Below are 23,656 nucleotides of genomic sequence, written 5' to 3'. Positions count from 1 at the left end.
GGGATTCAAGGTGTTTGCTTCAAGGTATTCGGGGCGGCCGCGACGTCGCAGCGCACGCCGGCGTCCAGCAGGACCTGGGCCAGCGGCTCTTGCGGATGCGCATCGGTGAAGAAGCGGTCGATTTGCGAGATGTGCGCCAGTTCCACCATGGCCTGGCGCTTGAATTTGCTGCTGTCGGCGGCCAGCCAGACTTCGCGCGATTGTTCGATGATGGTCCGCGCGACCCGCACTTCGCGGAAGTCGTAGTCGCGCAGGGTGCCGTCGGCCTCGATGCCGGAAATGCCGATCAGGCCGATGTCGACCTTGAACTGGCGGATGAAGTCCATGGTGGCTTCGCCGACGATGCCGCGGTCGCGCGAACGCACCACGCCGCCGGCCACGATGACTTCGCAGTCCGGGTTGTCCGAGAGAATGTCGGCAACGTGCAGGTTGTTGGTGATGACGCGCAGGCCGCGGTGGCGCAGCAGGGCGCGCGCGATGGCTTCGGTGGTGGTGCCGATGTTCAGGATCAGCGAACAGCCGTCCGGCACGGCGCGCGCCACGGCTTCGGCGATGCGCTGCTTGCCGGCGGCGTGCAGGCCCTGGCGCTTGCGGTAGGCGATGTTCTCGATGGTGGACGCCTCGATGCGCACACCGCCATGAAAGCGCGACAGCAGGCCCGCTTCGGAAAGAATGTTGACGTCGCGCCGCACCGTCTGCAGCGTGACGTCAAAGCGTTTGGCGAGTTCCTCGATCGAAGCCGAGCCTTGGGCTCGCACCATTTCGATCAGGGCGCTCTGTCTGGGGTTCAGTGTCATGTTCGTATAGTAAAACAACAAAAGCGAAAAATAATGACGCGCCGCAAGATTGTTTTTTGTTCGCTTCTTGAGTAAAACGCACAATAAACGAAAGCTATCTGAAAGAGTATGCTCATCCTGTTGTTCGATTGAATGCAGGCCGAGCCGCTGTACCGAATACCGAAGTCCGCCGTAAAAAAACAGGGACGTATTAGTAGGTAGAGGAGACCAGATGCAGCTGAACTTGGACAGGATAGGTTTGCGCGCCGGCTCGCAGACGCACCTGTATCCCATGAGCCTGGCCCCCGTCGCGGGCGCCATGACGGTATTGCTGGGGGCCACCCTGGCGGGCAAGACCTCGCTGATGCGCATCATGGCCGGACTGGACCGGCCCACCGAAGGCCGCGTGCTGGCCGATGGCGCCGACGTGACCGGGGTGCCGGTGCGGCAGCGCAACGTCGCCATGGTCTACCAGCAGTTCATCAATTACCCGTCCATGTCGGTCTACGACAACATCGCCTCGCCGCTCAAGCTGCGCGGGGCGGGCGACATTGCCGAAAAGGTCCGCGCCATGGCGGCGCGGCTGCATATCGACCATCTGCTGGAACGCTATCCCTCGGAACTGTCCGGCGGACAGCAGCAGCGGGTGGCGCTGGCGCGGGCCCTGGCCAAGGACGCGCCGCTGATCCTGCTGGACGAGCCCCTGGTCAATCTGGACTACAAGCTGCGCGAGGAATTGCGCGACGAACTTTCCGAATTGTTCGCCGAAGGACGTTCCACGGTGGTCTACGCCACCACCGAACCGGGCGAGGCCCTGTTACTGGGCGGCCACACCGCGGTGCTCGACGCAGGCGAATTGCTGCAATACGGCCCCACGGCCGAAGTCTTCCACCGGCCCAACTCCATACGCGTGGCGCGCGCCTTCAGCGATCCGCCCATGAACTTGTTCTCCGCCAAGCGCACAGCCACCGGCTTCGTCCTGCAGGGAGACGTGGCGGTCGAACGGGCGCTGCCGGCAGGCGCCGATGCGGACATCACCGCCGGCCTGCGCGCCGGCGCGCTGGACGTGGAAGCGCGGCCGGGCCACATTGTGCTGCCCGGCGTGGTGAAACTGGCCGAGATTTCCGGGTCCGACACCTTCGTGCACGCGCAGACGCCGGCGGGCGACGTGGTGGCGCAACTGCCCGGCGTACACCGCTATACCTTGGACCACCGCGTGCAGCTGTACTTCGACCCGGCGCAGACCTATGCCTTCGGCGCGGGCGGCGGGCTGCTGGCCGCGCCCCGGCAGCCGGTGGGCGCGGGGGAGACGGCCTGATGGCGCAGATCGAGCTGGACCTGTCCCATTCCTACGTGGCCGATCCCAAGACCGACGAGGACTACGCCCTGCTGCCGCTGGCCTTCACCTTCAGGGACGGCGGAGCCTATGCCTTGCTGGGGCCGTCGGGCTGCGGCAAGACCACCTTGCTGAACTGCGTGTCGGGCCTGCTGCGGCCGTCGCACGGGCGCATCCTGTTCGACGGCCAGGACGTCACCGACAAGACGCCGCAGGCGCGCAACATCGCCCAGGTGTTCCAGTTCCCGGTGGTGTACGACACCATGACGGTGGCCGAGAACCTGGCATTTCCGCTGCGCAACCGCGGCATGGCGCCCAAGCTCATCCGCGAGCGCGTCGGGCGCATCGCCGAGATGCTGGAAATGTCCAATGTGCTGGACCGGCGCGCCAGCGGCCTCACGGCCGATGCCAAGCAGAAGATCTCGCTGGGGCGCGGACTGGTGCGCAGCGACGTGTCGGCGATCCTGTTCGACGAGCCGCTGACCGTCATCGATCCGCAGCTCAAATGGGAGTTGCGCCGCAAGCTCAAGGAAATCCACCACGAGTTCAAGCTGACGCTGATCTACGTGACGCACGACCAGACCGAGGCGCTGACCTTCGCCGACGAGGTCATGGTGATGGCGCGCGGCCGCGCGGTGCAGGTCGGTTCGGCGGATGACCTGTTCCAGCGGCCGGCGCACACCTTCGTGGGCCATTTCATCGGTTCGCCGGGCATGAACTTCCTGCCGGCGCAATGGCGCGACGGCGGGCTGGAAGTGGGCAAGAGCCGCGTCGTCGGGGTCCCGGCGGAGATGGCGGCCAAGCTGGACGGCGCGGGTCCCGTGAAACTGGGCGTGCGTCCGGAGTACCTGCGCATCACCGAGCCGGGCGCGCCTGGCGCCGTGGCCATGCGCGTGGAGCGGGTACAGGACGTAGGCACGTATACGCTGCTGGTGGCGGATTTCGAGGGCACGCCGGTACGGGCCCGGTTGGGCAGCAACATCGTTCCGGCCGCCGCCGGCGGCACGGTCTGGCTGTCGGTCGTGAATCCGCACACCTGCTTCTACCGCAACGAGGAGCTGATCCGATGAAACCCATAGATCACCGGGCCTGGTTCCTGGTCCTGCCCGTGGTGCTGTGCGTGGCGTTTTCGGCCATCCTGCCGTTGATGACCATCGTCAACTACTCGGTACAGGACATCATCTCGCCCGAACGCCGCGTCTTCGTCGGCACCGAGTGGTATGCCGCCGTGCTGCAGGACGAAGAGCTGCATGGCGCGTTGTTCCGCCAGATCGGCTTTTCGCTGGCGGTGCTGGCCATTGAGATCCCGCTGGGCATCCTGCTGGCCTTGTCCATGCCGGCCAGCGGCTGGCGCGCGTCCGCCGTGCTGGTGATCATCGCGCTGTCGCTGCTGATCCCGTGGAACGTGGTCGGCACCATCTGGCAGGTGTTCGGGCGCACCGACATCGGTCTGCTGGGCGCCACGCTGTCCTGGCTGGGGGTGGACTACAACTACACCGGCAACGATTTCGATGCCTGGATCACGGTGCTGATCATGGACGTCTGGCACTGGACGCCGCTGGTGGCGCTGCTGTGCTATGCCGGCCTGCGCGCCATCCCGGACGCCTATTACCAGGCCGCCCGCATCGACGGCGCGTCGCGCCTGGCGGTGTTCCGCTACATCCAGCTGCCCAAGATGCGCGGGGTGCTCATGATCGCGGTGCTGCTGCGCTTCATGGACAGCTTCATGATCTACACCGAGCCCTTCGTGCTGACGGGCGGCGGGCCGGGCAACGCCACCACTTTCCTGTCGCAGTACCTGACGCAGAAGGCGGTGGGCCAGTTCGACCTGGGGCCGGCGGCTGCCTTCTCGATCGTCTATTTCCTCATCATCCTGCTCTTGTGCTTCATTCTCTACAACTGGATGCAGCGCGCCGGCACCACCGGCGGCTTCGACGAGGAGCGCGCAAATGCGTGAGAAAAATTCCCGCTGGCGCGGCGTCTTCCTGACCCTGTACCTGGTCTTCGCCATCCTGCCGCTGTACTGGATGCTGAACATGTCGTTCAAGACCAATACCGAAATCGTCAGCTCCCTGACGCTGTGGCCGCGCGACTTCACCTTCGAGCACTACCGCACCATCTTCACCGACCCAGCCTGGTACTCCGGCTACATCAACTCGCTGATCTACGTGGTCATCAACACGGTGATTTCATTGGCCGTGGCGCTGCCGGCGGCCTACGCGTTCTCGCGCTACCGCTTCATTGGCGACAAGCACGTGTTCTTCTGGCTGCTGACCAACCGCATGACGCCGCCCGCGGTGTTCCTGCTGCCGTTCTTCCAGCTCTACAGCTCGTTCGGCCTGATGGACACGCACCTGGCGGTGGCGCTGGCGCACCTGGTGTTCAACGTGCCGCTGGCGGTATGGATCCTGGAGGGCTTCATGTCCGGCGTGCCGCGCGAGATCGACGAAACCGCCTATGTCGACGGCTATTCCTTCCCACGCTTTTTCCTGACCATCTTCCTGCCCCTGATCAAGTCGGGCGTGGGCGTGGCGGCATTCTTCTGCTTCATGTTCAGCTGGGTGGAGCTGCTGCTGGCGCGCACGCTGACCTCGGTCAACGCCAAGCCCATCGTCGCCACCATGACCCGCACCGTGTCGGCTTCCGGCATGGACTGGGGCGTGCTGGCGGCGGCCGGCGTGCTGACCATCGTGCCGGGCGGCATCGTGATCTGGTTCGTGCGGCACTACATCGCGAAGGGCTTCGCGATGGGCCGGGTGTAGTTGCAAGGAATACCAGGAGAGCTCGATCATGTTCAGCTGGATGGTATGGACCACGCCCGTCGCCGTGTTCTTTTCCTGCATCGTTTTGATGCTGGTCGGCATGACGGTCTGGGAATTGAAATCGCCCACGATGGAGCGCAAGGGCTTCCTGCCCCTGCGCACCACGCGCGGCGACCGTCTTTTTATCGGCCTGATGGCCGCGGCCTGGCTCAACCTGGCATTCCTGGGACTGGGCCAGAAGGCGGCGGAATGGTTTTCACTGGACGAGCCACCATCGGTGTGGATCAGCTTCATTGCGTCCATGCTGCTGCTGGCCTTCGTCATGCGGAAAGGCTGAAGAGGGGCGCCAGACCCCTTGCATATTCAAGAGGTAGTGGAAGGACTATCGGCCAGCATCTTCCCCGGCCAGCGGTCCGCAGCAAACGATGGGGAAGATTTATCGAGGAGACAGGTCATGAAATTGCGCATGCACGCCATGGCGGCCGCTATCGCCCTGATCGGGACTTCGGCGGCCTGGGCCGGCGAACCGGAAGCGAAGAAGTGGGTCGATTCGGAGTTCCAGCCTTCATCGCTGTCCAAGGACCAGCAGATGGCCGAGATGAAATGGTTCATCGACGCCGCCGCCAAGCTCAAGGCTAAAGGGGTGAACGAGATCAGCGTGGTGTCCGAAACCATCACCACGCACGAGTACGAGTCCAAGACTTTGGCGAAGGCCTTCGCCGAGATCACCGGCATCAAGGTCAACCATGACCTGATCCAGGAAGGCGACGTGGTCGAGAAGCTGCAGACTTCCATGCAGTCCGGCAAGTCCATCTACGACGGCTGGATCTCCGATTCGGACCTGATCGGTACGCACTACCGCTACGGCGCCATCCTGCCGCTGTCGGACTACATGGCGGGCGCGGGCAAGGAGTGGACCAATCCCAACCTGGACCTCAAGGATTTCATCGGCACCAAGTTCACCACCGCGCCCGACGGCAAGCTCTATCAGCTGCCCGACCAGCAGTTCGCCAACGTCTACTGGTTCCGCGCCGACTGGTTCGCGCGCCAGGACCTGAAGGACAAATTCAAGGCCAAGTACGGCTACGAACTCGGCGTGCCCACCAACTGGTCGGCCTACGAGGACATCGCCGACTTCTTCTCCAACGACGTCAAGGAACTGGACGGCAAGAAGGTCTATGGCCACATGGACTACGGCAAGAAGGACCCGTCGCTGGGCTGGCGCTTCACCGACGCGTGGCTGTCCATGGCCGGCGCCGCCGACAAGGGCCTGCCCAACGGCATGCCGGTGGACGAGTGGGGCATCCGCGTGGCCGACGATAAGTGCACGCCGGTGGGCGCGTCGGTTGCGCGCGGCGGAGCCACCAACAGCCCGGCCGCGGTCTATGCCCTGACCAAGTACGTGGACTGGATGAAGAAATACGCGCCGCAGCAGGCCATGGGCATGACCTTCTCGGAATCCGGCCCGGTGCCCGCCCAGGGCCAGATCGCCCAGCAGATCTTCTGGTACACGGCCTTCACTGCCGACATGACCAAGAAGGGCCTGCCGGTGGTCAACGACGACGGCACGCCGAAGTGGCGCATGGCGCCGTCGCCGTATGGACCGTACTGGAAGGACGGCATGCAGAACGGCTACCAGGACGTGGGCTCGTGGACCTTCTTCAAGTCCACCAACCCCGACAAGATGGCCGCAGCCTGGCTGTACGCGCAGTTCGTCACGTCCAAGTCGGTGTCGCTGAAGAAGTCGATTACCGGCCTGACCTTCATCCGCGACAGCGACATCAACAGCGAGTTCTTCACCAAGAACGCGGCGAACTACGGCGGCCTGATCGAGTTCTACCGCAGCCCGGCGCGCGTGGCGTGGACGCCCACTGGCAACAACGTGCCTGACTATCCCAAGCTGGCGCAGCTATGGTGGAAGAACGTCGCCACCGCGGTCACCGGCGAAAAGACCCCGCAGGCCGCCATGGACAACCTGGCCAATGAAATGGACCAAGTCATGGCGCGGCTGGAACGGGCCGGCATGGCGCAGTGCGCGCCCAAGCTCAACGCCAAGAGCGATCCCAGCAAGTGGCTGTCCGACCAGCACGCGCCGTGGAAGAAGCTGGCCAACGAAAAGCCCAAGGGCGAGACGATCGCTTATGAGAAGCTGCTGGATGCGTGGAAGCAGGGCAAGGTGAGGTAAGACGCTGACACTCCCTGAATAAAGCGTCGCTGGAAGGCGGCGCTTTTTTTTTGGACTGGAATGTTGCGGCCATCGTGCGCACAGCAGACTCTCGAGGCGGCTTGTGGCGAAGGATCTAATTTGATAGATTAATTTACCATTAGTTACTTCAACCTTCAGGCATAGATGGACCCGGCCGTACCTTTGCACAGTTCTCCGGCGATAGCTGCTGTCCTTGCCACTCCATTGGCCTTGATGGGTGGATTCCTGGCGACGGGTGGCGGCGTTTTCTTGATCTGGAGCGTGAAGCTTTTGCTGAGTGCGCTTTTTTCGATCCCGGATCAGTGCATGTACGTGTTCAAGCATCGCCGCGCCATCCTGTTTTCCGTCGGTAGCCGATTCCGCAATTTTGCGTATCGGCGCACGGGGCAGGAAATGGAGGCCGCAAGTATCCGCCTATTGAGTGAGATGTCCTGCGGCCAATCTTTCCAAAGTCATGAGCGACTTCGGACAGCCCTCATTATTCCCGGCACTTGGAGTGGGCCCAGGTACGACTGGGCGCGGTGGGATCAATGCCGAAAGGGCCTTGAGTCCGCTGGCTTGACGGTGTACGGCCTGTGCTGGGAGTCTGGAAACAAGCAGCTATCGCGAAGCGTCGCTGCGGAGAACGTCAGAAAGTGGCTTGATGAGGCCAAGTTTCCACTGAATACCGTGGTGCTGATCGGCCATTCGTATGGCGGCCAAGTGGCGGCAATGGCGGCCGACCATCCTGCGGTTGAAAGGGCGGTCACGATTGCTGCGCCATTTGTCTCGTTGAGGAAGTTGACGATTGAAGAAATCGCCTCTGGAGGGATGGCGGTATTCAGTCGCTTCGTGCTGTTGATAATTGTGTTCTTTGGCTTGTTGGCCAGCGCGCCGTATACGGGTTTGGACGCGCTGTGGCCAACCATTTCCTGGAGTACATGGGAATCAGTGACGATCGCTGTCGGTGTTGCGGTTCTTGATTTCGTCCGCACGGTTGTTGGCATTGTGGGGGCTTGGTCACGGTGGCGGCCCATAGCGGACGAGCTGCCTGCGGCGCGCAGGGTGATAGCTTTGCGGGTGGACGAGGATGAAATCCTGGACGAAATGCTGGACGCATCCGTTAGCGCAGGTGTCGAACCTGGAAGCAGCCCGGCTTTTGTGGAGCAAAAGTCGCTGCGCAGGGAGCAGTTCAGGAAGTGGTCTCTGCCTCTGTATGTTTGGTGTGTTGTTTTGGAACTAATTTGGCTAGTCGCCACAACCAACGGAAAGGCCCTTTCGATGGAATCGGTCTTGCTCTATGGACTGACCGCGTTTTTGCGCGGGTTTTTCTACGTCATCGCTTTCATCATCCTGCTCGCATGCGCAAAGAGCATCAGCAAGATGGCTCGGGATATTCATGCCTTGATGCGCGATCTGCTCGGTTTGGTGGATTACGCTGCGCTGCTCCGATTCAATCGCCGAAAAGTGGTGGCGCGGATCGCAGGCCTCACCAGCCATGAACTGCTGGTTCACGGCGCGAGCATCGAAGCTAGCCACGGGCCCGGTTGCGAACAGCGCAGAGTCCACATGCCCAATGGGCGTTGGACCCTGCGAGATGGCAGGCGATCCTTGATGAACGGTCGGCATTCGAAAGCGATTGAAGATGCCACGATGGCAAAGGCGGTAGTGGACGCGCTCGGTCTGGCATCGACTCCCGGATCAGGCGAGTCCTGAGCTGGGAGTCACCGTTCAAACATCCTGCCGCTCGCCGACCCTGGCCGCCAGCAGGTCATAGAACAGCTTGGCGACCGGGTTGATCGCCTTGCCCCGGCTATGGATCAATCCTATGGTCCGCGTGATGGCCGGCTCGCGCAGCGGCACGCTGACCAGATCGGCATGTTCCCCGGCTGGCATGGCCAACCGTGGCACGACGCCTACCCCCAGGCCAGCCTCGACCATGCTCACCAGCGCCGGCACATGCTGGACCTCGCAGAAATGGCGAGGCCGCACGCCGCTGTGCGCCAGCGCCTGATCTATCAGGAAGCGGTTGCCGCTGCCCTGGGCCAGGCTGATGTAGGGATGGGTGTCCAGGTCGGCCCAGGTGACCGATTCTCTTTGCGCGAAAGGGTGCTGGCGGCTGACCGCGGCCACGAAGGGCTCTTCCAGCAAGGGTTTGAATTCGATGTCGGCGTCGTTCGCGCCTATGTAGGTCAGGCCGAAATCGGCATCGCCGCGCGCGACGGCGGTCAGGATCTGCGACGAGGACTCATCGATGATCCGGATGCGTATGCGCGGGTATTGCTCATGGTAGCTGCGGATCACGCCAGGCAGGAAATAGGCCACCGCCGAAGGCACGCAAGCGATGGTGACCAGGCCCGACAGGCGTTCGGCCACGTCCTGTATGCCGACCAGGGCGCTTTCAAGTTCGTTGAGCACGTTGCGCGCGCGCGGCACGAAGCCGCGGCCTATGGTCGTCAGTTCGACCTTGCGGGTGGTGCGCGTCAGCAACTGCACGCCTAGCGCAGCTTCCAGCTTGTCGGCGCGTCGCGACAGGGCGGATTGAGAAAGATGCAGGGCTTCGGAGGCGGCGCGGAAGCTGCCCAGGTCGGCGACCGCCAGGAAGGCGCGCAAATCGGCCAAATCGAATTTCATGCGTTTTCGTCAAGAATTGATCTAATTTTTGCACTTTACTCTATTGTGCGTGCTGCGCATCATGTCTTCCAAGCCGCCCCGAGCGCGGCACATACCAGGAGACAAGCTCATGATTCGCGTCCGCCGCCTACGCCGGCAATTCGCCCTTGCACTGGCCTGCGTGCCATTGATGGCGCTTTTGGCGCCGGCCTCGCGCGCCGAGAGCGGGGACTGGCCGCAACGTCCGATCCGCCTGCTGGTGCCCTACGGTCCCGGCGGCAGTTCGGATGTGGTGGCACGCGCGGTGGCGGTAGAGATGTCGCGCGATCTGGGCAAGCAGGTCATCGTGGAAAACAAGGGCGGCGGGCAGGGGATGATCGCCACGGTGGAAGCGGCGCGCGCCGCTCCCGATGGCTACACCCTCATCCTGGGCCATGTGGGCACGCTGGCCGTGAACCCGTCCATGGTGGCCAAGCTGCCGTATGACCCGCGCGGCGACTTCGCGCCCATCGTGCTGCTGGCGAAGCTGCCCATGGTGTTCGCGGTGGGCGGCAAGGTCCAGGCGTCGACGCTGCCGGAGTTCGTGGCATTGGCGCGCGCCCGGCCGGGAGCCTTGAACTACGGGTCCGCCGGCAACGGCAGCGCGGGCCATCTGGCGTTCGAGATGCTCAAGACGGCGACCGGCATCGACGTGGTGCATGTGCCTTACAAGGGGACCGGCGCGCAGGTGACCGATCTGCTGGCGGGCAACATCGACGCTGCGGCGGCCGGCACGCCCGGACTGCTGCCGCATGCCCAGGCGGGCAAGATCCGCATCGTGGCGGTGGGATCGGAACGGCGCCTGCCCGTGCTCCCTGATGTGCCCACCGTGGCAGAGCAGGGCTATCCGGGCTTTGAAAGTTCGCAGTGGTTCGGCCTGTTGGCGCCTGCGGGCACGCCGGCCCCCGTCATCGAGCGCCTGCACCAGGCCGCGCTCAAGGCGCTGCAGACCGATTCCGTGCGCGAACGCCTGGCGCACGACGCCAGCGAGGCGTCCGGCGCGGGACCGGCCGAATTTGCCGCCTTCATCGACGCCGAAGAGAAGCGCTGGGGGCAGGTGGTGCGCAGCGCCCGCCTGTCCGCCGAATGATCCATCTTTCACGAATCCCCATTCTTTTTCGAGAAGCATTGCCATGAGTAGCCAAAAGCAAGACCCGATTCTTATCGCCGAAGAGGAGCTGACGCAGCTCGGCATACGCGCGTTCGAAAGCCTGGGGCTGCCTGCCCAGGATGCCGCCGATGTTGTCCAGGTGTTGGTGTTGGCGGACCTGTTCGGCCTGTCCACCCATGGCCTGAGCCGCATTGAATCGTACGGCGAGCGCCTGCAGGTGGGCGGCATCAATCCCCGCGCCCGGATTCAAGTCGAGCGCCCCGCGCCCGGCCTGTGCCTGGTCGATGGCGACAACGGCGTCGGGCCGCTGGTCGGCATGCACGCGCTGCGCGCCGCCATGCAGGCCGCCAGCGAGTGCGGGGTAGGCATGGCGTTCGCTCGCCAGAGCAATCATTTCGGTCCCATTTCTCCCTATGGCCTGATCGCGGCGCAAGCGGGTTATGCCAGCATCATCGGCAGCAACGCCACCACTACCATCGCGCCCTGGGGCGGCACCGACGCCCGGGTCGGCAACAGTCCGATCGGCTTCGCCGTGCCCAATCCGGAGGGCGCGCACTTTCTGCTGGACATGGCGATGAGCGTGGTGGCGCGCGCCAAGATCCGCAACGCCCTGAAAGCCGGGCAGGAGATTCCCGACAGCTGGGCCACCGACGCGGCCGGACAGCCGACGACCAGTCCCAAGGATGCGCTTGACGGCTTTCTGCTTCCGATCGGCGGGCACAAGGGCTACGGCCTGGCGCTGATGGTCGACCTGTTCGCCGGGCTGCTGTCGAACGCGGCTTATCTGACGCATGTGAAGTCATGGGTGGATGCGCCCGATCAGCCACAGAACCTTGGCCACTTTTTCCTGCTGATAGACACCCGCAGGCTGGGTTCGACGCAATGGCTCGCCCAACGCATGGCCGACTTCGCGCAGATCCTGCACGGCAGCGCGCCGGCCGATACCGCGCGGCCGGTGATTCAGCCCGGCGAGATCGAACTGGCCAAGATGGCGCGCCAGAAGGAGCAGGGGATTGCACTGGACGCGGATGTCCTGGCGTTGTTGCGCCGCCATGCGGATTCCCTGCCGGCCTGACCTGCGCTGGCGGCAGCATTTCGGAGACAGACATGAAATACACAGCCATGGCTACGGCAATGATGGCGGGCGCGTTGGGCATGATGGCGGCCGGCGCGGCGCTGGCGTCGGACTATCCCAGCAAACCGGTGCGCCTGATCGTGCCCTATGTCGCGGGCGGCGCAGCGGACATCACCGCCCGTGTGATCGCGCAAAAACTGTCGGTCAGCATGGGCGCAACCTTCGTCGTGGAGAACAAGCCGGGCGCCAACGGCATGATAGGCACTGATTTTGTCGCCAAGGCCGCGCCTGACGGCTACACGCTGCTGCTGGATGCGAGCGGGCCGCTGGTGGTGAATCCCTCGCTGTACAAGAAGACGCCATATGATCCGGTGGCCGACTTGGCGCCGATCAGCCAGATCACCAGCTATCAGTACGTGCTGGTCGTGCCGCAGCAATCGCCGATACGCAGCGTGGATGACCTGATCGCGGCGGCGCGGGCCAAGCCGGGCCAGATAAGCTACGGCTCCGCGGGCGTGGGGGCGGGCGGGCATCTGGCGGGCGAACTGTTGGCGGTCATGACGCAGACGCAGCTCACGCATATTCCCTACAAGGGCAATGCCCAGGCCCTGACCGACGTGCTGGGCGGGCAGCTCAGCTTCACGTTCGACACGGTGGTGACGGCCACGCCACATCTGCGTTCCGGCAAGCTGCGCGGGTATGCGGTGTCGGGACCGAACCGCGCGCAAGGCCTGCCCGGTATCCCGACGATGGAGGAACTGGGCTTCAAGGATTTCGTGGTCACGCAATTCCAGGGTTTGCTGGCGCCGGCTGGCATCGATCCCAAGATCCTGTCGCGCCTGCATGAAGAGGTGGTCAAGGCCGCACGCGAGCCCGACGTGATCCAGAAGCTCCAGACCGAAGGCGGCAACGAGATCGTTGCGGGCACGCCGCAGGAATTCGCGCGCCTGATCCAGGAAGACCTGCAACGCTACCGCAAGCTGATCGCGGATGCGCATGTGCAAGCGGAGTAGGCCATGTATGACATCGAGGTATTGATACAAGGCTATCCAGGGCGTTCGCTGTGCCATGGCGGACTGGGCTGGAGCACCACCACGCTTTTGCGGGGCGGCGGGCGCAACATACTGGTGGACGTGGGCGCGTTCGGTGTGCGCCATCTGCTGGGCCAGCACCTGAGCCGCTGCGGCGTGGCCGCGGCCGACATCACCGACGTGGTGCTGACGCACGCCCACTATGATCACGCCGTCAATTTCACGCTGTTTCCCAACGCCACCGTCTGGATCGGCGAGCTGGAGTTGGCCTGGGCGGCCGCCCAGCCGCCCGGGTTCAATCCGCTGCCGGAGCTCTACGTGCGCGAACTGGCGTCGTCGGAGCGTGTCCGGCGCATACGCGATGGCGACGAATTCCTGCCGTACCTGCGCGCGATTGCGTCGCCGGGGCACACGCCGGGCCACTTGCTGTTCTACGTCGACGATGGTCGGCAAACGGTTCTGTTCACCGGCGATGCCGCGAAGAACCGGGCCGAACTGCTGTCGGGCACGGTCAATGACACCGCCGATATGGACGCCAGCCGCGCTACGCTGGCCCGCATCTGGGAGCTGTGGCGCAAGACGCCCGGAACGCTGCTGGTGCCGGGCCATGACCTGGGCATGAAGCTCGGCACGGACGGGCAGCCGGTGTATGTCGGCGAACGGCGCGCGGCGTTGAACGCCTGGTTCGGCGACACGCTGGAGCCGACGCGCATCGACCTCTGCTGCGGCGGCGTCTTCAGCCGCCATGGTTCATGATCTTCCCACCCTGCACAAACCTATGAAGCTGAACACGAACATCATTTCCGCCTTCGCGCCAACCGGCCGGCTGCGGGCATCCATCAACCTGGGCAATCCCATCCTGGCGGGGCGCGATGCCGGCGGCGCGCCGGCCGGCGTGTCCGTGGACCTGGCGTGCGCCTTCGCCGAAAGGCTGGGCGTGCCGCTGGACCTGGTCGTGCTGGATAGCGCGGGCGCTTCCGTGGAGACCGTCACGCGGGAGGACGCGGACATCGGCTTCTTCGCCATCGATCCGCTGCGCGCGGCCGGCATTGCCTTTACCGACGCCTATGTCCTGATCCAGGGCGCCTACCTCGTGCGCGAAGATTCTGCGCTACGCGCATTGGACGAGGTCGACCGCGAGGGACATCGCGTCACCGTCGGACAAGGCAGCGCGTACGACCTGTACCTGAGCCGTGAACTGAAGCGGGCGACCATTACGCGTGCGCCTACCTCGCCGGCCGTGGTCGACACTTTTTTGGCCGAGGGCACGGACGTGGCGGCGGGTGTGCTGCAGCAGCTGGAGGCGGACGCCAGGCGGTTGCAGGGCTTGCGCTTGCTGCCCGGCAGCTTCATGACCATACGCCAGGCCATGGGCGCGCCCAAGAACCGTGGCGCCGAAGCCATGGAAGTCCTGTCGGGGTTTGTCGAAGAGATGAAGGCCAGCGGCTTCGTCGCAAACGCGTTGCGCCGCCACGGCATAGAAGGCGCCGCGGTAGCGCCCGCGGCAGCCTGAACAAGGCGCCTTTCTCGCGCTAGTGAATGACGCGCGCCGTCTTGCGCGCCCGCTTGACCTCATACATGCGGGCGTCGGCCAAACGCACGGCGGCTTCCGCGTCCAGGCCGCGCGGATCCAGCGCCACCACGCCTACGCTGGCGCCCTCGTACGGCACGGCATCTTCGCCGAGCTGGTAGCGCCCCACGGTGGCGGCGGTGGCGCGTTCTTCCAGCGACCGGGCGGCTTCTTCGGCCTCGCCGCGCGGCGCGTGCACGCCATGCGGCCCGTCGCCGGCTGCCAGGGCCGGGCCCGGCCCGATCAGCACGAACTCGTCGCCGCCCAGCCGCCCCAGCATGTCCGAGCCGCGCAGGGCAGCGGCGATGCGGCGCGACACCTCCTGCAGGAATACGTCGCCTTGCTGGTGGCCGTAGACGTCGTTGATGCCCTTGAAGCCGTCCAGGTCGACCACGCCGACCAGCACGCTGCCGCCTTCGCGGACGGCGCGCGCCTGCAGGCGGTCCAGCGCCTCGTAGAGGGCGCGCCGGTTGGGCAGGCCGGTCAGCGTGTCGGTCAGCGCATAGGACATGAGCTGGACGTTGGCGGCGTGCAGCTGCTCCATCAGCATTTGGCGTTCCAGGAAGCGGGCGATTACGCTGGAGAAGAGCTTCAGTACCAATTCCGCCCGAGGCTCGATCTGGCGTTGCGTGGCGCTGGCGGCGCACAGGGTGCCGAACAGGACGCCGTCATCCGTGCGCACTGGCGCGCTCAGATAGGTTTGTATGCCCAGTTGGCGGGCGGCGTCGGAATCGGGCCAGCAGCTGGAGACATCGCTGGTGCACAGGCGTCCTTCGTCCAGCGCGCGCTTGCACAGCGTGTCGTCCCAGGGTACGGACAGCCCTTCGGGGATCTGCAGTGCTCCGGCGTTGCGCGCGTAGCGGATGTGTTGGAGATCCGCCTTCAGGTCGATCGACGTGAGATAGGTGGACTCCAGCCCGGTCACCGCGCCCAGCATGTCCAGCAGCGGGCGCGTCAATTGTTCGACGGACTTGGCCTCGGGCAGGGTGGTCGACAGTTCTGCAAGTATCGGATCCAGCACGGCGTCTCCAGGAAGCGAGGGCATACGGGTGGGCATATGGACCTGCGGCCCGTCGCTCCATGGGGAGCGCGGGCCGGCATAGCCGTCATTATGCACGCTGCGCAATGGGTTGCATGGAACCTGTGCGCGGTACTACCCTGGACTTTCTACACGCGGCGGCCGGCCACGATGGGTAGCGGCCGCCAGGGAGGCAGGCATGCAACACCCGAGTGAACTGCGCGGCCGGGTGGCCGTGGTGACAGGGGCGTCCTCCGGCATAGGCCGCGCCACCGCGATCGGGCTGGCCGCGGCCGGCGCGCGGGTGGTGGTGAATCATCGCGCGGGCGGCGATTCCCAGGGGCGCGCGGCGGCAGTCGCCGAAGCAATCCAGCGCCAGGGAGGGTCGGCCGTCACGGCGGCCGGCGACATCAGCAAGGAGGCCGAGGTGGAGCACCTGTTTGCGCAGGCGCTGCAGCACTACGGACGACTGGACATCCTGGTCAATAATGCGGGCATAGAGCATCCGGCCCCGGTCGCCGACATGACGCTGGCCGATTGGCAACGTGTCATCGATGTGAACCTGACGGGGCATTTCCTGTGCGCGCGCGCCGCGGCCAGGCTGTTTCAATCGCAGCCGGCCGACCCGGCGCGGCAGGGGCTGGCGACGGGCAACATCCTCTTCATCAGTTCGGTGCACGAGGTCATACCCTGGGCCTTCCAGGTGAATTACGCGGCCTCCAAGGGCGGCGTGTCCATGCTGATGAAATCGCTGGCGCAGGAACTGGCTCCGGCCCGGATACGGGTCAATTCCATCGCGCCGGGCGCCATACGCACCGCCATCAACCAGCCGGCCTGGGACACCCCGGAAAGCCTGGCCAAACTGTTGAAGCTGATTCCCTACGGCCGTATCGGCGAACCCGAAGACGTGGCGCGCGCGGCGGTATGGCTGGCCAGTGACGCCTCGGACTACGTCACTGGCACGACCTTGTTCGTCGACGGCGGCATGACGCTGTATCCCGAGTTCCGGGGCGCGGGCTAGACCATGTCCAAGCCCCTGGAAGACTACGGATTGATCGGCAACATGCTGTCGGCCGCGCTGGTGGCGCGCGACGGCTCCATCGATTGGCTGTGCCTGCCGCACTTCGATTCACCGGCGTGCTTCGCGGCGCTGCTGGGGGACGAACGGCACGGACACTGGCGCATCGCGCCGCATGCGCAGAAATACACGGTCTCGCGCCGCTACGTGCCCGATACCGCGGTGCTGGAAACGCGCTACGAGACCAGCTCGGGCGCGGCGCTGCTGTACGACTTCATGCCCCTGAGCGACGACGATGAGCGCGCCGACGTAGTGCGCATCGTGCGCGGCGAATCCGGACACGTGCAGATGGACATGGAGATGGCGCTGCGCTTCAACTATGGGCAGGCCGTCCCCTGGGTACGCCGGCGCGACTACGGCCTGAGCGCCATCGCCGGCCCCGACGCGGTCGAGCTGCATACGCCGGTGGACCTGGCGGGGCACGAGCTCACGACCACGGCGCGCTTCTCGGTGCATCCGGGCCGGGTGGTGCCGTTCACGCTGTCCTATCACCGCTCGCACCGCACGCCGCATTTCGTGCCGGACCGCGTGGAAAGCATGGACCGCACCATCTCCTGGTGGCAGGAGTGGGCCAAGCGCTGCCGCTGGGAAGGCAGCGAGGAAGGGCGCGATGCCGTGGTCCGCTCGCTGATCACGCTCAAGCTGCTGACCTTCCAGCCCACTGGCGGCATCATCGCCGCGCCCACCACCTCGTTGCCGGAAGCCCTGGGCGGCAGCCGCAATTGGGACTACCGGCATTGCTGGCTGCGCGACTCGGCGCTGACCTTGTACGCCTTGCTCAATGCCGGCTACCGCGAAGAGGCCGAGGCCTGGCGCCAATGGCTGCTGCGCGCCGTGGCCGGGCATCCCGACCAGTTGCAGATCATGTACGGCATCGCCGGCGAGCGCTGGCTGCCCGAGCTGGAAATCCCCTGGCTGCCGGGATATGAGGGCAGCCTGCCGGTGAGGCGCGGCAACGGCGCCGCCGGGCAGAGCCAGCTGGACGTCTACGGCGAGCTCATCGAGACCCTGTACGCCGCGCGCGCCGCGGACCTGGCGCCGCTGGCCGAGGCCTGGCGCCTGCAGAACGTGCTGCTGGAGCCGCTGAAGCACCGTTGGCAGGACCTGGACCATGGCATCTGGGAGGTGCGGGGCGAGCGCCGCGCCTTCACGCATTCGCGGCTGATGTGCTGGGTCGCGTTCGACCGCGCGGTGCAGTCCTGCGACCGATTCGGCCTGCGCGGGCCGCGCGATGAATGGCAGCGCCTTGCCGACCGCATCCGCGCGGATATCTGCAAGCACGGCTACAACCCGGCGCGCGGCTGCTTCGTGCAGAGCTACGGATCGGAGGAACTGGATGCCAGCCTGCTGCTGATCCCCCAAGTGGGCTTCCTGCCCGCGGACGATCCGCGCGTGGCGGGCACGGTGCGCGCGATCGAACGCGAACTGCTGCGTGACGGCCTGCTGTTGCGTTATTCCACCCAGCACGCCAGCGACGGCCTGCCGGGCGAGGAGGGCGTGTTCCTGGCCTGCAGCTTCTGGCTGGCCGACGCCTATGTCATGCAGGGGCGCATCGCCGACGCCGAACGCCTGTTCGAACACTTGCTGGCGCTGCGCAATGACCTGGGCCTGCTGGCGGAAGAATACGACGTCGGCCGGCGCCGCCTGGTGGGCAATTTTCCGCAAGGGTTTTCGCACATCGGACTGGTGAACACCGCCTACAACCTGAGCCGCGCCAGCGGTCCGGCGCGTCAGCGCGCCGAGCAGGACGCGCCGCGCGAATAGGCGCGTCCGGCGCGCGCGCCGGCCCGGTGTATTCTGGCGATCTGACGGCCGTCCCAAGCGGACGCCGAAACGCAGAACAGAGCAGGCCGCGCGCCGGCCGCCACCGCATCCAGGAGAGACAGACATGCTTTTGACGGAAGAACAGCTCAGCGTCCAGGAAATGGCGCGCCGCTTCGCGCAGGAGCGCCTGGCGGCCAACTCGGAGGCCTGGGACCGTGACCACGCCTATCCCGCCGACGCCATCGCCGAAATGGCGCAGCTGGGCTTTTTCGGCATGCTGGTGCCCGAATCCTGGGACGGCAACGACAGCGGCTATATCTCGTACGCGGTCGCCCTAGAGGAAATCGCCGCCGGCAATGGCGCCTGCTCCACCATCATGAGCGTGCACAATTCGGTCGCCTGCATGCCCATCCTGAAGTTCGGCACCGACGCGCAGAAAGAGCAGTTCCTGCGGCCGTTGGCAACCGGCGAACATATCGGCGGATTCGCGCTGACCGAGCCGCAGGCCGGGTCGGACGCCAGCAGCCTGCACACCCGGGCGCGGCGCGATGGCGACGACTACATCCTGAATGGCGCCAAGCAGTTCATCACGTCGGGGCGCAGCGGCCAGGTCGTGATCGTGTTCGCGGTGACCGACCCCGAGGCCGGCAAACGCGGCATTTCCGCCTTCATCGTGCCCACCGACACCCCGGGCTACAAGGTGCTGCGGGTGGAGGACAAGCTGGGCCAGCATGCTTCGGACACCTGCCAGATCGCGTTCGAGGACATGCGTATCCCGGCGGCCTACCGCCTCGGCGCGGAAGGCGAGGGCTACAAGATTGCGCTGTCCAACCTGGAAGGCGGGCGCATTGGCATTGCATCCCAATCCGTGGGCATGGCGCGGGCCGCGTTCGAGTGCGCGCGCGACTACGCGCGCGACCGGCAGGCCTTTGGCAAGCCCATCATGGAGCATCAGGCAGTGGCTTTCCGCCTGGCCGACATGGCCACCCAGATCCACGCGGCGCGGCAAATGGTGCTGCACGCCGCGGCGCTGCGCGAAGCCGGCAGGCCGGCGCTGACGGAGGCGTCCATGGCCAAGCTGTTCGCCTCCGAGATGGCCGAAAAAGTGTGTTCGGCCGCCATCCAGACCCTGGGCGGCTATGGCTATCTGAAGGATTTCCCGGTCGAACGGATCTATCGCGATGTGCGCGTGTGCCAGATCTACGAAGGCACCAGCGACATCCAGCGCCTGGTGATCGCGCGGGGCTTGTAAACGGTGCGGTCTAGGCGGCCGGCTGGCGCCGGCCGCGCCGCGCCCACAGCGTGTAGACGATGATATTGCCCACGATCAGCAAGGCCGCCAGCACGATCTGCGTCACGCGCGTGATGCCCTCGGGGTAGATCAGCTCCAGCACGTAGTGTTCGATGAAGCCGCCGCCATAGCCTTGCTGGCCGGCCTGCTGCCGCAGCGAAATCTCCAGCGGCGTCAGCGGGCAGATCCAGCCCATGCCTATGACCAAAGCGCCCCAGGCCAGGGCCGGCAGGTGCAGGTAGGCGACCCAGCGCTTCCATAACGCCAGCAGTCCGCCGAACACCACGAAGGCGACGAAGAGGCCGTGCACGATGAGCACGAGGTCGGCAAGCAGGCGGTAGCTCATTGCCGTACCGAGGTCAGGGCTTGAGGTCCCGCAGCAGCTTGGCCAGTTCGGGCGCCATCATCAGCGACACCCCCTGCGACTTGGCATATTGCAGCGCATTGTCCGAAACCTCGCCCAGTGCGATATAGATGGCTTCGCGCGCGCCGCGTTTCTCGCGCGCCGCCTGTAGCTCGCGCAAGGGCTCGACGCCGACGCGGGCGGCTTTCCAGCGTTTGGCGCTGACCAGGGCGACATGGCCGTCCTTGGTGAGCGCGAAATCGGCGCCGGGCAGTTGCAGGCGCTGCACTTCACAGCCGTCGCGGCGAAAGCCTGCTTCGACGGTCTTGGAGAAGTCGGCCCAGGACATGCCGGCGGCGGCCTCGGCCACGGCCTGCACCCGCGCGCCCGAGGGCGAGCGCAGCTGCTTGTAGGCCGCCATGATGGCGATGACCGCGAACGGCACCGCGGCGAACACGCCCATCGCGGCGTACTCCAGCGGCAGCGCGGCAAAGCCGGCGGCCGACAGCAGCACGGCCACGCCGGCGCTCATCCACCAGGGCGAGCGCAGCAGCACGGCAAAGATGGAGTTCTGGGACATCTTGAATTTCATGGCGGCTCGCGGTGATGCAGGGGGTGTAGGGCTTCAGGCGTCTTGATCGCCGGCGTCGGGAGCGCGCACGACGATGCGCACGTCGCCGCAGGTGACGATCTGGCCGGCGCGGATCTTCGCCGTCTTGCGGCTTTCGACCACGCCGCCCACGCTGACGTGGCCTTCGGCCACGAGCATCTTGCCCGCGCCGCCGCTGTCGCAGACGCCGGTGGCCTTGAGCAGCTGGTTCACTTCAATATAGGGGCTGTCGTCGGCCAGCGTGAATTCGATGATGGGCATAGCGTGAGTTTCGTAGAGGTGAGGGCGGGGCGTTCAGGCCTGGCCGCCGCCGTTGGCGCCGTCCTGCGCGGGGGCGGGAGGCTCCTGCGGGGCCGGACGGTTGTTGTTGGTTTCGGCGCGCGCCATCCAGGCGATCAGGGACGAACGCATGGCTTCCTCGACCGACATCTGGATGGGCTGGACCCATTCCTGCGGCACGAACACGGTATAGCCGCCGATCATGTAGCCCATCGGCAGGTACACGGCCACGCGCTCGCCTTGGGTGAAGCCTTCGGGCAGGCCTTCCAGGTTGCGGCGGGTGACCAGGCCGACCAGTTCCAGCTGCTGGCCCGGCACGCGCAGGATCACGACCTGCTGGGCGGTGTTCTTGGAGCTGGGCGAAAAATAATCCGCGAAGCTCTTCAGGGACGAGTAGATGCTCTTGACCACCGGCAGGTTGGTGAACGGCATTTCCAGCAGCACCAGCACCCGCTGCACGCGTTCCTTGGACACCAGGTAGCCGATGGCCAGGATGCCGAGGATGCCCAGCGCCAGGCCCATGCCCGGCACGTAGAACCCGCCGATGAAGGGACGCAGGAAGGTCAGCGCCACGGCTTCGGTCCAGGCCAGGAAGATATACAGCAGGTAGATGGTCAGGGCCAGCGGCAGGACCGTGATCAGGCCGCGGAAGAAGTACTTGTAGAGACGGGTCATAGACATAGGCAAATAAATTAGGGTCGGATTACGCGGCATAGGCACGCGCCGAAGGGCCGCCAGCATAGCAGCCAGCGCGGACCCGACCGGTAACAATCGGCGTGCAATCCGCGCAGGCGGCGCGCCTAGCGGTCCACAGGCAGGTACAGCGTCTCCTTGATCTCCTCCATGACCACGTAGCTGCGCGATTCGGCGGACGCGGGCAGGCGTTTGAGGATTTCGCCGAGGAGACGGCGGTATTCGTTCATTTCAGTCAGGCGGGCCTTGACCAGATAGTCGAAGTCGCCGGACACCAGGTGGCATTCCATGACTTCGGGCACATATAGCAGCTCTTTCTTGACCTTGTCGAACACGTCGCCGGACTTGGCCGACAACTTGATCTCCAGGAAGACGAGCAGGTTCTTGCCCAGCGCCGCCGGATTGACGCGCGCATGGTAACCCGTGATGACGCCTTCGCGCTCCATGCGCTTGACGCGGTCGGAGCAGGGGGTGGCGGACAGGCTGATCCGGTCGGCCAGTTCGGTCACGGAAATACGGCCTTCCCGTTGCAGGATATCCAGGATTTTCAGGTCGATACGGTCTAGCTCGCGCATTTCACTTTTGGCGATCAAAAAACAGGAGGGGGCCGGGAAAAAGCACTGCCAAAGAAAAATCTTCAGTGCTTTTCACTACTGAGAGGCCCATAGACTACCGAAATTCCTGAACAAAACCAATCATCGGAAAGAATCATGCACGTCATCGTCCTCGGCAGCGGCGTCATCGGCACCACCACCGCTTATTACCTGGCCCGCCAGGGAGCCAAAGTCACGGTGCTGGACCGCCAGCCCGCGGCGGCGCAGGAGACCAGCTACGCCAACGCGGGGCAGGTGTCGCCGGGCTATTCCACGCCTTGGGCGGCGCCCGGCATTCCGTTGAAGGCCATCAAGTGGCTGTTCCAGAAGCACGCCCCGCTGGCCATCCGCCTGGACGGCAGCCTGTTCCAACTGAAGTGGATGGCGGCCATGCTGGCCAACTGTTCCGCCGAACGCTACTCCGTCAACAAGGAACGCATGCTGCGCCTGTCCGAGTACAGCCGCGATTGCCTGCGCGAATTGCGTACCTCCACCGGCATCCACTACGAAGAGCGCACCCGCGGCACCCTGCAGCTGTTCCGCACCGAGGCCCAGCTGGAAGCCGCCCGCCGCGACATCGCCGTGCTGGAAGAAGTGGGCGTGCCCTACGAACTGCTGGACCGCAACCGCCTGGTGACGGCCGAGCCGGCCCTGGCGCGCTCGCTGCACAAGCTGTCGGGCGGCCTGCGCCTGCCCAATGACGAAACCGGCGACTGCCAGCTGTTCACCACGCGCCTGGCCGAATTGGCCAAGGGTCTGGGCGTGGAGTTCCGCTTCGGCCAGTCGGTGTCGGGCCTGAACACGGCCGGTGGCCAAATCACCGGTGTGCGCGTGGGCAACGAAGTGCTGACCGCCGACCGCTACGTCGCCGCCTTCGGCAGCTACACGCGCGATTTCCTCGCGCCGTTGGGCCTGGACCTGCCGGTGTATCCGCTGAAGGGCTATTCGCTCACCATCCCCATGGCCGACGAATCGGCCGCGCCGGTGTCGACCATCCTGGACGAAACCTACAAGATCGCCGTCACGCGCTTCGACCAGCGCATCCGCGTGGGCGGCATGGCCGAGATCGCGGGCTTCGACTTGCGTCTGAAAGAGGCCCGTCGCAAGACGCTGGAACTGGTCGTCAACGACCTGTTCCCGGGCAGCGGCCACGTGGCCCAGGCCGAGTTCTGGACCGGCTTGCGTCCCATGACCCCGGACGGCACGCCCGTGGTCGGCGCGACGCGCTACGGCAACCTGTACCTGAACACCGGCCACGGCACGCTGGGCTGGACCATGGCCTGCGGCTCCGGCAAGCTGGTGGCCGATCAGGTCATGGGCCAGCGTCCCGCCATCCGCACGGACGGCCTGGACCTGTCGCGCTACGACCGCAAGGCGGCGTCCAACCAGTCGCTGGTGCTGGACGGCAAGAGCGCCTGACTCCTGTTTTTCTCTGGCCCGGGCCGCAAGCCCGGCCCCGCGGAGGCCCCGCCAGCACAGAACGCTGGCG

At 65.3% G+C, this 23,656-nt stretch carries 24 protein-coding genes; 16 read left to right on the top strand and 8 right to left on the bottom strand.

Annotation, left to right across the window (positions count from 1 at the left end):
* Positions 1–5: 5 nt before the first annotated feature.
* The gene (locus AC6LKD_RS15315) at positions 6–797 is read right to left on the bottom strand and encodes a DeoR/GlpR family DNA-binding transcription regulator (RefSeq protein WP_013394120.1); all 792 of its coding nucleotides are present in this window, start codon (positions 795–797) and stop codon (positions 6–8) included.
* A 211-nt stretch (positions 798–1,008) separates the two neighbouring features.
* Between AC6LKD_RS15315 and AC6LKD_RS15310 the strand changes: the two genes are divergently transcribed.
* The 7 genes from AC6LKD_RS15310 to AC6LKD_RS15280 all read left to right on the top strand — a co-directional run bounded on the left by AC6LKD_RS15310 (position 1,009) and on the right by AC6LKD_RS15280 (position 8,775).
* Positions 1,009–2,094 carry an ABC transporter ATP-binding protein gene (locus AC6LKD_RS15310; protein ID WP_498116678.1) on the top strand — a complete coding sequence of 362 codons (1,086 nt, stop codon included), beginning with the start codon at positions 1,009–1,011 and terminating at the stop codon, positions 2,092–2,094.
* Complete coding sequence (locus AC6LKD_RS15305) at positions 2,094–3,182, top strand: ABC transporter ATP-binding protein (protein WP_013394118.1); 1,089 nt, start codon at positions 2,094–2,096, stop codon at positions 3,180–3,182. The genes AC6LKD_RS15310 and AC6LKD_RS15305 overlap by 1 nt, the downstream gene beginning before the upstream one ends.
* On the top strand, positions 3,179–4,069 hold the full coding sequence (locus AC6LKD_RS15300; RefSeq protein WP_013394117.1) for a carbohydrate ABC transporter permease: 891 nt from the start codon (positions 3,179–3,181) through the stop codon (positions 4,067–4,069). The genes AC6LKD_RS15305 and AC6LKD_RS15300 overlap by 4 nt, the downstream gene beginning before the upstream one ends.
* The gene (locus tag AC6LKD_RS15295) at positions 4,062–4,874 is read left to right on the top strand and encodes a carbohydrate ABC transporter permease (RefSeq protein WP_013394116.1); all 813 of its coding nucleotides are present in this window, start codon (positions 4,062–4,064) and stop codon (positions 4,872–4,874) included. Before AC6LKD_RS15300 ends, AC6LKD_RS15295 begins: the two co-directional genes overlap by 8 nt.
* Positions 4,875–4,902: 28 nt before the next feature.
* Positions 4,903–5,211 carry a DUF2160 domain-containing protein gene (locus AC6LKD_RS15290; protein WP_013394115.1) on the top strand — a complete coding sequence of 103 codons (309 nt, stop codon included), beginning with the start codon at positions 4,903–4,905 and terminating at the stop codon, positions 5,209–5,211.
* Between the two features lie 117 nt (positions 5,212–5,328).
* The gene (locus AC6LKD_RS15285) at positions 5,329–7,059 is read left to right on the top strand and encodes an ABC transporter substrate-binding protein (protein ID WP_498116677.1); all 1,731 of its coding nucleotides are present in this window, start codon (positions 5,329–5,331) and stop codon (positions 7,057–7,059) included.
* A 165-nt stretch (positions 7,060–7,224) separates the two neighbouring features.
* Complete coding sequence (locus AC6LKD_RS15280) at positions 7,225–8,775, top strand: alpha/beta fold hydrolase (protein ID WP_498116676.1); 1,551 nt, start codon at positions 7,225–7,227, stop codon at positions 8,773–8,775.
* Between the two features lie 15 nt (positions 8,776–8,790).
* Here AC6LKD_RS15280 and AC6LKD_RS15275 read toward each other — a convergent pair whose 3' ends face one another.
* Positions 8,791–9,693: a LysR family transcriptional regulator gene (locus tag AC6LKD_RS15275; protein ID WP_013394112.1), complete on the bottom strand. Its 903-nt coding sequence runs from the start codon at positions 9,691–9,693 to the stop codon at positions 8,791–8,793.
* Between the two features lie 109 nt (positions 9,694–9,802).
* Here AC6LKD_RS15275 and AC6LKD_RS15270 point away from each other — a divergent pair, with 109 nt between their 5' ends.
* The 5 genes from AC6LKD_RS15270 to AC6LKD_RS15250 are packed head-to-tail and all read left to right on the top strand — an operon-like array spanning position 9,803 to position 14,441.
* Positions 9,803–10,801, top strand: coding sequence for a Bug family tripartite tricarboxylate transporter substrate binding protein (locus tag AC6LKD_RS15270; protein WP_013394111.1), 999 nt, complete (start codon positions 9,803–9,805; stop codon positions 10,799–10,801).
* A gap of 43 nt (positions 10,802–10,844) precedes the next feature.
* Positions 10,845–11,897, top strand: a complete 1,053-nt coding sequence (locus AC6LKD_RS15265) for an Ldh family oxidoreductase (RefSeq protein ID WP_498116675.1) — start codon at positions 10,845–10,847, stop codon at positions 11,895–11,897.
* 32 nt (positions 11,898–11,929) lie between these two features.
* Positions 11,930–12,910 carry a Bug family tripartite tricarboxylate transporter substrate binding protein gene (locus AC6LKD_RS15260; protein ID WP_498116674.1) on the top strand — a complete coding sequence of 327 codons (981 nt, stop codon included), beginning with the start codon at positions 11,930–11,932 and terminating at the stop codon, positions 12,908–12,910.
* Positions 12,911–12,913: 3 nt separating this feature from the next.
* Positions 12,914–13,684, top strand: a complete 771-nt coding sequence (locus AC6LKD_RS15255; protein WP_013394108.1) for an MBL fold metallo-hydrolase — start codon at positions 12,914–12,916, stop codon at positions 13,682–13,684.
* 22 nt (positions 13,685–13,706) lie between these two features.
* Entirely contained in the window at positions 13,707–14,441 is a 735-nt protein-coding gene (locus AC6LKD_RS15250; protein WP_498116673.1) for an ABC transporter substrate-binding protein, read from the top strand.
* A gap of 19 nt (positions 14,442–14,460) precedes the next feature.
* On the opposite strand, the gene AC6LKD_RS15245 is transcribed toward AC6LKD_RS15250, so the two are convergent.
* Positions 14,461–15,555, bottom strand: a complete 1,095-nt coding sequence (locus AC6LKD_RS15245; RefSeq protein ID WP_498116672.1) for a sensor domain-containing diguanylate cyclase — start codon at positions 15,553–15,555, stop codon at positions 14,461–14,463.
* A 160-nt stretch (positions 15,556–15,715) separates the two neighbouring features.
* Between AC6LKD_RS15245 and AC6LKD_RS15240 the strand changes: the two genes are divergently transcribed.
* From AC6LKD_RS15240 to AC6LKD_RS15230, 3 genes are all read left to right on the top strand, one after another.
* A complete protein-coding gene (locus tag AC6LKD_RS15240) occupies positions 15,716–16,537 on the top strand; it encodes an SDR family oxidoreductase (RefSeq protein WP_013394105.1) in 822 nt (273 codons plus the stop codon).
* Positions 16,538–16,540: 3 nt separating this feature from the next.
* Complete coding sequence (locus AC6LKD_RS15235) at positions 16,541–18,358, top strand: glycoside hydrolase family 15 protein (protein ID WP_013394104.1); 1,818 nt, start codon at positions 16,541–16,543, stop codon at positions 18,356–18,358.
* A 124-nt stretch (positions 18,359–18,482) separates the two neighbouring features.
* Positions 18,483–19,610, top strand: a complete 1,128-nt coding sequence (locus AC6LKD_RS15230) for an acyl-CoA dehydrogenase family protein (RefSeq protein WP_498116671.1) — start codon at positions 18,483–18,485, stop codon at positions 19,608–19,610.
* 10 nt (positions 19,611–19,620) lie between these two features.
* On the opposite strand, the gene AC6LKD_RS15225 is transcribed toward AC6LKD_RS15230, so the two are convergent.
* The 5 genes from AC6LKD_RS15225 to AC6LKD_RS15205 form a co-directional block, all read right to left on the bottom strand.
* Entirely contained in the window at positions 19,621–19,995 is a 375-nt protein-coding gene (locus tag AC6LKD_RS15225) for a DUF2784 domain-containing protein (RefSeq protein ID WP_498116670.1), read from the bottom strand.
* A 13-nt stretch (positions 19,996–20,008) separates the two neighbouring features.
* The gene (locus AC6LKD_RS15220; protein ID WP_013394101.1) at positions 20,009–20,584 is read right to left on the bottom strand and encodes a restriction endonuclease; all 576 of its coding nucleotides are present in this window, start codon (positions 20,582–20,584) and stop codon (positions 20,009–20,011) included.
* A 33-nt stretch (positions 20,585–20,617) separates the two neighbouring features.
* The gene (locus tag AC6LKD_RS15215) at positions 20,618–20,863 is read right to left on the bottom strand and encodes an RNA-binding S4 domain-containing protein (RefSeq protein WP_498116669.1); all 246 of its coding nucleotides are present in this window, start codon (positions 20,861–20,863) and stop codon (positions 20,618–20,620) included.
* Between the two features lie 33 nt (positions 20,864–20,896).
* Positions 20,897–21,556 carry a DUF502 domain-containing protein gene (locus AC6LKD_RS15210; RefSeq protein WP_498116704.1) on the bottom strand — a complete coding sequence of 220 codons (660 nt, stop codon included), beginning with the start codon at positions 21,554–21,556 and terminating at the stop codon, positions 20,897–20,899.
* Between the two features lie 125 nt (positions 21,557–21,681).
* The gene (locus AC6LKD_RS15205; protein WP_013394098.1) at positions 21,682–22,149 is read right to left on the bottom strand and encodes an Lrp/AsnC ligand binding domain-containing protein; all 468 of its coding nucleotides are present in this window, start codon (positions 22,147–22,149) and stop codon (positions 21,682–21,684) included.
* 135 nt (positions 22,150–22,284) lie between these two features.
* On the opposite strand from AC6LKD_RS15205, the gene AC6LKD_RS15200 reads away from it, so the two are divergent.
* Positions 22,285–23,586 (top strand): D-amino acid dehydrogenase, encoded by a 1,302-nt coding sequence (locus AC6LKD_RS15200; RefSeq protein WP_492275284.1) that lies wholly within the window; start codon positions 22,285–22,287, stop codon positions 23,584–23,586.
* Positions 23,587–23,656: the final 70 nt, after the last annotated feature.

This window comes from Achromobacter sp. D7-1, from assembly GCF_059760445.1.
The sequence above is the reverse complement of the archived record's forward strand: the minus strand, read 5'-3'. Positions and strand labels throughout refer to the sequence as shown.